8 protein-coding genes are annotated in these 12177 nt (G+C 30.3%); 6 read left to right on the forward strand and 2 right to left on the reverse strand.

What is annotated here, in order from left to right; genetic code table 11:
• Positions 1-38: 38 nt before the first annotated feature.
• A complete protein-coding gene (locus N456_RS12725) occupies positions 39-2240 on the reverse strand; it encodes an OmpA family protein (protein ID WP_062057637.1) in 2202 nt (733 codons plus the stop codon).
• 378 nt (positions 2241-2618) lie between these two features.
• Here N456_RS12725 and N456_RS12730 point away from each other — a divergent pair, with 378 nt between their 5' ends.
• Genes N456_RS12730 through N456_RS12740 form a run of 3 tightly spaced genes read left to right on the forward strand, consistent with a single transcriptional unit; the run spans position 2619 to position 6114 of the window.
• On the forward strand, positions 2619-3104 hold the full coding sequence (locus tag N456_RS12730) for a SixA phosphatase family protein (RefSeq protein WP_082422525.1): 486 nt from the start codon (positions 2619-2621) through the stop codon (positions 3102-3104).
• Positions 3104-5209: a polyphosphate kinase 1 gene (gene ppk1 / locus N456_RS12735; protein WP_062057643.1), complete on the forward strand. Its 2106-nt coding sequence runs from the start codon at positions 3104-3106 to the stop codon at positions 5207-5209. Before N456_RS12730 ends, ppk1 begins: the two co-directional genes overlap by 1 nt.
• A 5-nt stretch (positions 5210-5214) precedes the next feature.
• Positions 5215-6114: a Ppx/GppA phosphatase family protein gene (locus N456_RS12740; protein WP_062057646.1), complete on the forward strand. Its 900-nt coding sequence runs from the start codon at positions 5215-5217 to the stop codon at positions 6112-6114.
• A gap of 196 nt (positions 6115-6310) precedes the next feature.
• Here N456_RS12740 and N456_RS12745 read toward each other — a convergent pair whose 3' ends face one another.
• Positions 6311-6967 (reverse strand): Crp/Fnr family transcriptional regulator, encoded by a 657-nt coding sequence (locus N456_RS12745; protein WP_062057649.1) that lies wholly within the window; start codon positions 6965-6967, stop codon positions 6311-6313.
• 359 nt (positions 6968-7326) lie between these two features.
• On the opposite strand from N456_RS12745, the gene N456_RS24870 reads away from it, so the two are divergent.
• The 3 genes from N456_RS24870 to N456_RS12760 all read left to right on the forward strand — a co-directional run bounded on the left by N456_RS24870 (position 7327) and on the right by N456_RS12760 (position 12068).
• Entirely contained in the window at positions 7327-10350 is a 3024-nt protein-coding gene (locus N456_RS24870; RefSeq protein WP_205410272.1) for an amino acid adenylation domain-containing protein, read from the forward strand.
• A 134-nt stretch (positions 10351-10484) separates the two neighbouring features.
• Complete coding sequence (locus N456_RS12755; RefSeq protein WP_062057652.1) at positions 10485-11276, forward strand: enoyl-CoA hydratase; 792 nt, start codon at positions 10485-10487, stop codon at positions 11274-11276.
• Between the two features lie 60 nt (positions 11277-11336).
• Positions 11337-12068: a DUF6733 family protein gene (locus N456_RS12760; protein ID WP_062057655.1), complete on the forward strand. Its 732-nt coding sequence runs from the start codon at positions 11337-11339 to the stop codon at positions 12066-12068.
• Positions 12069-12177: the final 109 nt, after the last annotated feature.

Below are 12177 nucleotides of genomic sequence, written 5' to 3' on the forward strand. Positions count from 1 at the left end.
CTTTAGGTTATACTTACTACATAGAGATAAGATGGGTATTACATGATTACGAAACTAGATCGTCTATTTTTCTGATATTGATCTTCAGAACAATTTTGACCATCTTTACAATTATTAACAGGTTTGCTTTCCCCAAAACCAATATATGATAGAATTCTATTTTTAGATATATTACATTTAACTAGGTAGTTATATATTGATTTAGCTCTTTTTTGTGAAAGAGTTAAATTGTAACTTTCTCCTCCTCGGCTATCAGAATGTGTTTCTATCTTTATTACCATGTTTGGGTAATCTTCTTTCATAATTCGTACCACTTTGTTAAGCTCAGTTTTTGCTTTTTGAGTGATTTCCCATTTATCAAAATCAAAATAAATTTCATTTAAATTTATAAGATCATTTATTGTTTTGTTTAATTTTACATCTGATTTTAAGGATGATTTTGGAGTAGTAGGATATTGTACGATATCTTCAGAGGTGATCCCTCCACTTTTAGTATTTCCAGATTTACTTATTTTATCTGTCTCTACAGGGATATTTGTATTAAACTGATTATTGATTTTCTTTTTAGAAATAGATACAAGACGATCTACATTAGGACAGTTTAATGTGCTAATATCAATAGCTAATTTAAATTGATAAAAATCGGGTAGCTTACAAGAATTAATATGGTTATAGCCTTTAGAGTATTTAACAGTTTCATTTAATGTTCCATTAAATTCAGCTGTAATAGGTTGATCCACTACCATTATGTCATCTATAGTGTTGATTGACTCGCAACTAGTATCAACAATAACATTATAACTAATTTTAAAAGGCTCACTATCTTTTTTTACCATTTTATTGGGTATAATAAATTTTAATACTCTCGAAGTTTTATCAAAATTTACCTTAATTTTTTTAGTTGGTACTACTAATGATTTTTCAGAAAAGATTACATTTTTAGGTAAAATATCTTTAATAATAGTATTCTTAGCGTCATCATTACCATCATTATATACCGTAAGATTGTATGTTATTTCTTGATTGGGAGTCAAAACATCATTGGGGTTGATATAATTATTATTATCAGTATGCTTTGATCTTTTTACAATGTGTATAGCAGGCTCATATATTTCTATGCTAAATGCTACTGCCATTACAGAATACCCATCATTGTTGGTTGATAATCTAAATTTAGCTTCAGTTTGGTTATTACCAATGATACTGTTTCTTATATTTTTAATATCGAATAGATCAGCATCATATCCTAATGTATTCTGACTAGCAGGTACTCTAGATGTAATATTTTTTCCGTTTTCGGTTATATTGGCATTAAAAAAGTTATTCATAGGATTAACACCATCTGCAAGACTTTTATATTTATTACTTTCATTAGATAATGCCTGAAAACGATCTCCAATAATTCCTTTATCACCTTCATATGCAATTACGCCTATTTTACCATGAACAGCTCCTTTTGGGATGGTTTGAAAATTATTAAAAGAGAATGCTACGGGTTTTGCTTTGGAATCAATATTTACAAACCCATCATATATGTAAAATCTTTTTCGAGGTTTGGTATCATCTTCATAAACAACCACCATTGTCCATCCTGCAGCTAGACCATTACCTAAGGATTGATCATCATTTATAGCAGATGTTGTAGCAGGAATATTTGCAACAGTGTATGTGCCTAATGGATTTTCTAGACCTAATACATCTGCAGTAATGTCTTTATAGCATGAATATTGCTGAAACAATGAGTTATCATCTTTGTAATAGTCATGGATTACTTTACCATCATTAATAGTAACATAAGATTTTTGTCCAGGATATTTTATTTTTATAGAGGTAATATCATGTTCTCTGGTTTCATCAGCATAAGCAGCGGTCCAATATAGACCTACATGTTTAATTGTATTACATTTAGAGTTTATATTTAGATCTGCGCTACTAGAATTAAACGTACTAGGATCATTATCAATATCGATAAACCCCATTCTAAATTGATTGTTTAATCCACCATTGTTGTAACTTTTATTAGGATCGAATATGCCAGATCCATCATCATTACTTACTTTGCCTAAAATTGTGTTAGATACAAATTTAAAATCTCCCTTAAGCGTTAATTCAGTACGTTTCTTAAGAGGTACTTCTACCTGACTATACATCATAGACAATCCAAGGAAATATAGAAGAACTATTATCCATGAATTATAAAACCATACAAGGCTTTTTTTATTAGAAATAACTTTTTCCACTTTTTTGCTTTTTTATAACCCTATAATAATCGATATTATGAGTTTGTACTCATAATATTGGGGGTAACACTATGATTTAAGGGAAAACCGTATGTAAATTTATATTTTAACATTTGATTTTGTTAGAAAAAAAACACATTTTCGATGTAAATGCTGTTTTTATCGATTAAAGCCATAGGTTGTATTCTATTCATTTTCATTATTTTACCTTTTTTTAAATTGCTTTTTATTACGATTTGAGATTTTAAAAAGCAAGAATTATCATTTTATTTTTTATACAAAAAATGATATTTTATGCACTTAATAGTAAGATTTGTAAAATCGAATCCTTAAACTTGTATAAAATAACTATGTTTCTATAAAAATAGTATTGGGGTTATGAAAACTTTATATATGATTAGGCATGCAAAATCCTCATGGGAATTTGATTTACCTGATATTAAAAGACCACTTAATGAAAAAGGATTGAGAGATGCTGAATTAGTTGGCGAAGAGCTGAAAACACTGATAAAATCATTAGATATGGTTTTGTGTAGCCCAGCAGAGAGGGCACGTACTACTGCAAGAATAATTACAAGTCATTTAGATATTTCTGAAGGTATATTTCATTTAGAACCGAATCTATATGATTTTGAAGGAAGTATGGTTATTGATATCATAAAAAAATGTAATGATCAGATTAATTCTTTAATGATATTCGGGCATAATCATGCCTTTACTTCTATAGCTAATTTTTTTGGAGATAAACATATAGATAATTTACCTACAACAGGAGTAGTAGTGATGGAATTTGAAGATGATAAATGGAGTACTATATCTGTAGGAAAAACCCTAAGAGTAATTACCCCTAAAATTTTAAGATAATGTCGATAAACGTTAATAATCAGTATATTAATAGAGAATTAAGTTGGCTGCAATTTAATGCTAGAGTCTTGCAAGAAGCTGCAGATAATACAGTGCCGTTACTAGAAAGACTACGTTTTATTGGGATATTCTCAAATAATTTAGATGAATTTTTTAAAGTTAGATATGCAACTATTAAAAGGATTGATCTGGCAGGAAAAGATGGCAAAAATGTATTAAAAGGTACAACAGCTAGTAAGTTATTAGAAAAAATAACAGCTATTGTTATTAAACAACAAGCAGAAAGCCTTAAAACTATTGATAAAATAAAAAACGAACTAGAGAAACGTAATATTTTTATTATTACTGAAAATCAAGTAACTCCAGATCAGGATGCCTTTATCCGTAATTATTTTGTGACTAAAGTTAGTCCAGCTCTAGTAACTTATATTCTTAATGATCTTGAAAAATTTCCTCATTTAAAAGATAGTGTAGCATATCTAGCAGTAAAACTTGTTCTAAAAGAAATGATCCCCAAAGAAGGAAGAATTTCTAAAATATTGCAACAAACTACTAAAGAGAAGATATATGCTCTGATTGAAATCCCTAAGAATACAGAACGATTTGTAGTACTTCCAGAAAAAGAAGGGAAACAATACATTATCATTTTAGATGATTTAATACGATACTGTATGCATATTAATTTTAGTATTTTTGATTATATAAGCGCATCAGCTCATATGATTAAAATTACTAGAGATGCGCAGTTAGATTTTGATAATGATCTAAGTAAAAGTTTTATTCAAAAAATTTCTAGTAGCGTAAAATCTAGAAGAGACGGTGAACCAGTTCGATTTGTTTATGATAAAACTATAGAAAAAGATACTCTTGATTTTTTAATGCAAAAAATGGGAGTAGATAATACAGATAGTATAATACCTGGAGGAAGATATCATAATCGTAGAGATTACATGAATTTTCCAGATTTACAGGATTTACAGTTGGTATATCAACAAATAAAACCTTTAGCAATACCAGGATTAGTTTTACAAGGTAGTCTACTCGATAAAATAGCTAAAAAAGATTTTTTACAGTATACACCTTACCATACTTTTTCTTATACCGTAAAGTTTTTAAGAGAAGCTGCAATTGATCCTAAAGTAAAAAGTATAAAAATTACAATATATAGATTGGCTAGCATATCACATATAGCTAGTTCTTTAATAAATGCCGCTAAGAATGGAAAAAAAGTACTTGTACAAATAGAATTACAAGCTCGTTTTGATGAAGCAGCCAATATCCGCTATGCAGAGCAAATGCAAAGAGAAGGTGTGAACCTAATTTTTGGTGTTACAGGGTTAAAAGTTCATTGCAAAGCATGTGTAATTGAACGAGAAGAAAAAGGAAAATTAAAGAGGTATGGTTTTATAAGTACAGGAAACTTTAATGAGTCTACAGCAAAAATCTATACAGATTATACACTGTTTACCACAAATGAAGCAATCTTAAAAGAAACAAATAGGATCTTTAAGTTTTTTGAAATAAATTATAAAGTATACCGATATAAGCATTTATTAGTTTCTCCCCATTATACGAGATCATCTTTAGTAAAACTAATAGATAAAGAGATTGATAATGTTAAAGCTGGTAAAGAATCATGGATTAAGCTAAAACTGAATAGTATTAGCGATTATGATATGATTGATAAGTTATATGAAGCTAGCAGAGCAGGAGTAAAAATAGATTTAATTATACGTGGTATTTGTTGTTTAGTTCCAGGCATTCCAGAGATGAGCGAAAATATAAGAGTAATAAGTATAATCGATAAATTTCTTGAACACCCTAGATTATACATGTTTCATAATGGAGGAGATCCAAAAGTATATATATCATCAGCCGATTGGATGACACGTAATCTAGATAGAAGAGTGGAGATATCTTGTCCGATCTATGATGAAGATATTAAATTAGAATTAATGGAAACTTTTGATATTTGCTGGAGTGATAATGTCAAAGCTAGAAAACTTTCTAAAAACCAAGATAATGCGTACATTAGAAATGATAAACCTAAAGTAAGGTCACAAATAGCAACATATAACTATTATTTAAAAAAACTAGGAAATTAATTATTTTGTTAACTATAGAAAAATATGGAGCTATTGATATTGGCTCTAATGCAGTAAGATTATTGATAAGCAGTATCCACGAAGAAGAAGGTAAGGTTACTAGGTTTAAAAAAACAAGCCTTATTCGTGTGCCTATACGGTTGGGAGAAGATGTTTTTAAATCCAAGCGAGTTTCTTCAGAAAATATTGTAAGAATGATTGATGCAATGCAAGCTTATCAGCTATTAATGAAAACACATAAAGTTGTTAGATATAAAGCATGTGCTACATCAGCAATGAGAGAAGCTGAGAATGGAGAAGAGTTAGTTCAGCTGATAAAGGAAAAAACAGGTATTCAGATAAATATTATTGATGGAAAGGATGAAGCAGCTATAATTGCGATGACAGACCTTAATGAATTAGTTAATACAGACGCTACTTATTTATATGTAGATGTAGGAGGAGGTAGTACTGAGTTTACTCTTTATGATAGTGGAAATACGATTGTCTCTAAATCTTTTAAATTAGGTACAGTGAGACTTCTTAATAATTTGGTTTCTAGTGATATATGGGTGGATGTAGAGCAATGGATTAAAGAAAATACAAAAAATTATACAGCAATATCACTAATTGGGTCAGGAGGAAACATTAATAATATTTTTAAGAATAGCAATAAAACTACAGGTAAAACCTTATCATTTTTGTATCTAAGCTCTTATTATAAATTACTGAATTCTCTAACTTATGAGGAAAGAATCTGGCAACTTAATTTAAATCAAGATAGGGCAGACGTTATTATTCCAGCAACTCGGATCTACCTCTCTGCTATGAAGTGGAGTGGTGCTAGAGAAATTTATGTTCCCAAAATAGGACTGTCTGATGGAATTATAAAATCATTGTATAATGAAAAACAAAATGATGAGTAAGTATATAAGGTATACCTACTCATCATTTTTACTTTTTAAGCTCAGGGAAAAACCTTTTTTAGCATAAGAATAAGTTATAGTTCTAATAGTGTTTCATACAATATTTTGTTTACTCTAATTTATTACAATAAATGCTTTCTTTTTCTTTTAAGATAAATTCAAACGAGAACTAATCTGATTCATTTTAGAAATGATATTATACAGATAAGTAATTGAAAAACTCTTTTTTTAAGACGATTTTTTGTTGCTGATATTTTATTAGAGATTTATATTTTAGTTTTTGTATAATAATATTAACACTTACCCTTGATGTTCTAATATAGTTAGCGAGTTCTTCCTGATCTAAAGGAGAATTGATTATTATATTTTCTGAGTCAGGGCACGAATGCCCGAATTTTTCTTTAAATTCTACAAAAACTTCTATTAATCTTAATGGAGTAGATTTAATATTCAAAACTCTAATTCGTTCTTCAAATAAACGATGTTTCTCTTTCCAGATTAAAAATAAATCTTTTTGAAGATGATTATTTTGGCGTATAATTTCATGAATACTATTCATGCTAAATTTATGAATAATCGTTTTTTTATCAATAGATTTAAAATTGTAACTAACATTTGAGTTTTTAAATGTTTCACTACCTCCGAATGTTTGATTTTTATGAAGTATAGCTACAATCACTTCATGTCCGTTCTCATTAATACAACTAACTTTTACAACACCTTCTACAATAAAAGATATATTATCCACAATATCTTCTTTATGTACGATGTACTCATTTAGAGTATATGTACTATGCATATAGATATCATTTTTTGTTAGAATGTTGAGTAATTCTAAGCTTGTCCAGTTCATTTTTTTAACTTTTTTTTATGTGTATAACTAAGGATAAACTAGTGTAGTTGTTAAAATATTGTTATATTAATAATAATATTCTTCCAATTAACAAGCATTTTTTTTACGGGTTAACCATAAAATAGACTTTCTGATAAGTAATATATAGATGATTTTGTGTTAGATTTTTTATATCAAAACTTTTTTGGTTGCTATAATTTTGAGCTATGACATTATTAAATATTTCATTAATCTTAATTATATATTATTATGAATTATCAAAATTTATCACTGTATAATCCTTTTGTTGTTTTTAGAAACAATTTGATTAGATCTTTCAATTATTGTCAATTAATAAGCCCCTATTAATACATCAACTTATGGAGACAATAATCGATCACGCTATTTCTGAAGCAGAAATGCGAGATACTTTTGGTCCAATACCGATAGTGCCTGGAGATACTTTTTCAAAAGTACCATTAGCTAATTTATCACTATCGGATCAATATCTTTTTCAAAGATTTGGACAAGGACCAATCACTAGAATACCATACAGATGTATACATCATGCTTTTGAGGCTCATGCTAAAATTAGTCCAGACGTTATTGCGGCTCATCATCTAGATACATCTATTACTTATAGAGCATTAGATGATCAAGCTAATTTACTCGCTTTAGAATTAATTAAAAGAGGAGTAAAAAAAGGAGATAATGTAGGATTGTTTGTGCAACGATCTATACCAATGCTAGTGGGAATATTAGCAACTCTAAAAATTGGAGCTGCTTATGTGCCTCAGCATATTGGATTAGCAAAAGATGAGCAGTTAAGGTATGTTATCAATTCTGCATCTATTAATGTAGTACTAACACTTTCTCAGTTTAAAGATTTAGTACCAGATATTAATAAGACAGAACATATAGTTATAGATGATTTTCTAAAAGCTAACGTGAATGTTAAGAAAAAGGTGAACCTTCCGGATATTTCGATTTCTGAGAAAGATGTTTGTTATATAATTTTTACATCAGGAACAACAGGAGATCCAAATGGAGTTCAGGTAACACACGAGAATACATGTAATATACTGCTAACAGAACCTGGTAACTTAGGAATGAAACCAGGATTAAAAGTAGCGCAAATTCTGAGTATTGCTTTTGATATGTCTGTTTGGGAGATTCTAGGAAGCTTAGCAAATGGAGCTACATTAGTAATACGAGGAAAAAATATTCAGGAGACAGTAAGTAAAGTAGATGTAGTAATTTCTACACCAACTATTCTTAGTTCTTTAGATGTAGAGCTCTGTAAAAATATACGTGTTGCTATAGTAGCAGGAGAGCCTTGTCCTAGAGTTTTGGCTGAGAAATGGGCATCATTCTGTGCTTTTCATAATTCTTGTGGCCCTACAGAAACGACAATTGTTAATACTATAAAACGATTTTTTCCAACAGATGACATACTCTCTATAGGAAAACCTACTCCTAATAATACAGTATATGTTTTAAATGAAAACTTAGAACCTTGTAAGATAGGAGAAGCAGGAGAAATGTGGGCAGGAGGACATTGTGTCACTCATGGGTACATTAATAATCAAAAGCTAACGAACGAGCGATATATTGATGATCCTTTTCTGAGAAATGGTAAAAAAATGTTTAGAACTAGAGACTTAGGAAGGTGGACTTCTGATGGAGAGTTAGAACATTTAGGAAGAACAGATGATCAGGTAAAAGTATGCGGGTTTAGAGTAGAATTAGATTCTGTAACCTCAATTATAGAAAAAATGCCCGAATGCAAAAGAGCAATAACTTTTAAAAAAGATAATAGAACATTAGTTTCTTTTGTTAGTCCAGAAAATGTTGATCCAGAAGAAGTTAAAAAGAAAGTGGATGAAGTATTACCATATTACTGTGTTCCTGCTATAGTAGTTGCAATGCCCGAACTTCCTATGACAAATCGTGGTAAAATAGATAAAAAAAAATTATTAGATCAGGTTTCTCAAAAAAATGAAGAGGATAGTCAAACAAAAGAAGTGAAACAAATAATTCAAAAAAATATCGAAAAAAATGAAATTCCTAACTTAGATACAGTAGTATTACCTCCACAAAAATCATCTTTTAGCAGTGCATGGAAAGGAGAAAAATTGATGCACTATTATCGCTTATTTGCATTGTTACTACTAGCGAATATAGGAATAGGTATTTATGGTATCGTAGAGGGTAACTGGTGGTCAGGCGATCAGATACGTTTAGATCTTATATCAAAGATTACATTAGTTAATTTTACGATTGGAATTCTTATCAGGCAGCAGTATATAATTAATTTCTTGTTTTGGTTAGCAACAAGTATTCCTACAAGTTGGCCATTATCAATAAGGAGAAGAGCAGGTAAAGTATATCATTTTGGAGGAATTCATATTGGAGGAACAGTAAGCGGAACACTTTGGTTTTTAGTATTCATGGGATCCTTATATTATGATTTTTTTAATCAATTAAAAGATACCCCTAAGAGTATATCCCTATTATGGGTAACCTCTTTACTTTCAGGAATTTTAATTTTTATGATCAGTATGGCATTGCCACGTATAAGAGCAAAGTTTCATAATAATTTTGAAAAAACACATCGTTTTGGAGGATGGACAGCACTAGTGTTATTTTGGGTACAAATGATCCTTGTTATAAGAACTCAAAATTCAACTTTAGAGTTTTCAGAAGTAGTATTCAATTCTCTTAGTTTTTGGTTATTGGTAGTCATAACAATAAGTATAGCATTACCATGGATGCGATTAAAAAAGGTAAAAGTAGATATTACAAGACCTTCTAATCATGTTATTCTAGCACGATTTAATTATGGAGATACACCTTTTGCAGGATCATCTACAGCAATAAGTCGTGATCCTCTTATGGAGTGGCATTCGTTTGCGAATGTACCCGAACCAGGAAAAGAAGGGTTTAGATTAACAATTTCTAGAGCAGGGGATTGGACAGGAGATCTTATTGATGATATGCCAGAGTATTTATGGGTAAAAGGAATTACTACAGCTGGTGTAGGAAATGTAGATAAGCTTTTTAAGAAAGTAATTTGGGTAGCAACAGGTAGTGGTATAGGGCCGTGTTTACCTCATCTGTTCTCTAAAGAAGTACCTGCACGATTAATTTGGGCAACCAGAAACCCAAGAAAAACGTATGGAGATGATCTAGTAGACGAAATTTTGGAGGTACAACCAGAAGCTATTATCTGGAATACTGATGAATTTGGAAAACCAGATATGGTTAAGTTAGCATACAAAGCATATAAGGATTTTGATGCCGAAGCAGTGATATGTATTTCTAATAAAAAACTGACTTGGCAGGTAGTATATGGTATGGAAAGCAGAGGCATACCTGCATATGGTGCAATATGGGATTCTTAAAAAAATAAATATGTTATGACCTCATCATAATATAAATTCTTCAGAATACAATTTAAGAAATATAAAAGAATGACAGCTATATGGATTTTCTATAAAGAAAATACCACAGGGATAACTATATAAAAATTAGAAATATGAATATTAAAGTCGAACAAAGAAAACGGGTAGTGATTATAACTTTAAATCGACCAAAAGCATTAAACGCGCTCAATGGAGCATTGATGCAGGAAATAGTATCTACGATGCAGAAATTAGATACAGATCCTGATGTAGGATGTTTTGTGATCACAGGATCAGAAAAAGCATTTGCTGCAGGAGCAGATATCAAAGAAATGAAAGATAAATCCTATATGGATATGTTTCATGAAGACTATTTTTCGGGATGGGAGCAATTCACAGCAATACGCACACCAAAAATAGCAGCCGTATCAGGGTATGCTTTAGGAGGAGGATGTGAACTCGCTATGATGTGTGATATTATATATGCATCAGATACTGCAAAATTTGGACAACCAGAAATTAAATTAGGAGTTATACCAGGAATCGGAGGTACACAGCGATTAACAAGAGCTGTAGGTAAAACCAAAGCAATGGATCTAATTCTTACAGGTCGTATGATTGGTGCTATAGAGGCAGAACGTGCAGGATTGGTAGCTCGTATTATTCCTTCAGAAAAATTACTCGAAGAATCAATAGAAAGTGCACATACTATAGCGTCATATAGTAAAACAACCACTATGGTAGCAAGAGAAACTGTAGACAGAGCTTTAGAATTAGGAGTTCGAGAAGGTGTTTTATTCGAGAGAAGGGCGTTCCATGCATTATTTGCAACAGAACATCAAAAAGAAGGTATGCAAGCCTTTGTAGATAAAAGAGCTCCTGATTTTAATACTTCTAACCAAAATCAAATCACTCAAACACATTAAATTATTTATAAAAATAAACCAATTATTAAAAAGTAAACTCACATATAATAAACTAAAATCATGAAAAAATTAATAATAATAGTAGTAGCATTATTTATACAGAACTGTGTACAGGCACAAGAAAAAAAAGAAAAAAAGAAAACAACATTTGCAACCAAGATTATACAGAATAGTGTTGCAGGATTTTCGCCCATATTTTTTGGAAATTTTGAAACCAATAAAAGTTTTGATATTACGATGTATAGTGTTTTTTGGACTAATACCTCTTTTGGTAACCCAGAAAAAGGTAGTGATCAGTTATTAGAAACCGGTGTTGGTCTTGGATTTAAATTATTAGATGGAAAAATGTACCTTAATCCAGGAATAGGATTTGGGCACGGTAAATTCTTTTCTGATGCAAAAGGAACCAAAGTAGGCGAATCAATAATACCTAATACATTTGTAGCGTATCACGATAATATTTTTGATGTAGAAGCATACATAGCGTACTATAAATCAATCAGAGATACTGATAATACTTCGAGCAAAGATCTTTTTCTTTTCTGGGCAGCACCAGGTATAAATGTTAGTAAACGCCTTGTCGTAGGTGGGTTTTTTGAAGAATTAGCTTTTATGAATTTAGAAAATGATGATGTTAATAAAAGTATTCAGGTATATCGTTTTCTGGGAGCATCTGTTAAAGTAAAATTAGATAATGGTATTGCCTTTAGGTTTTCTGGAGGAGCAAACTTGGTTACTGATGTAGGTGCATCAGACGAATTTTATAAAGTATCTGCTTTTATACCACTATAGAACGATAACTGTTACTTATTACCTATGCATCAACATATGGTTTATGAATAATTAGAACTAATCAATATGTTTTTTCTTTTAGGTTGTTTTTAGAAAATTATTCGGTATA

The sequence above is a fragment of the Aquimarina longa SW024 genome (assembly GCF_001401755.1).
GTDB classification, from domain to species: Bacteria; Bacteroidota; Bacteroidia; order Flavobacteriales; family Flavobacteriaceae; genus Aquimarina; species Aquimarina longa.

Excerpts from the sequence above, each read along its gene's own strand:
- N456_RS12730 (WP_082422525.1), top strand. The coding sequence starts at position 2,619 with ATGAAAACTTTATATATGATTAGGCATGCAAAATCCTCATGGGAATTT.
- ppk1 (WP_062057643.1), top strand. The coding sequence starts at position 3,104 with ATGTCGATAAACGTTAATAATCAGTATATTAATAGAGAATTAAGTTGG.
- N456_RS12745 (WP_062057649.1), bottom strand. The coding sequence starts at position 6,967 with ATGAACTGGACAAGCTTAGAATTACTCAACATTCTAACAAAAAATGAT.
- N456_RS24870 (WP_205410272.1), top strand. The coding sequence starts at position 7,327 with ATGGAGACAATAATCGATCACGCTATTTCTGAAGCAGAAATGCGAGAT.
- N456_RS12755 (WP_062057652.1), top strand. The coding sequence starts at position 10,485 with ATGAATATTAAAGTCGAACAAAGAAAACGGGTAGTGATTATAACTTTA.
- N456_RS12760 (WP_062057655.1), top strand. The coding sequence starts at position 11,337 with ATGAAAAAATTAATAATAATAGTAGTAGCATTATTTATACAGAACTGT.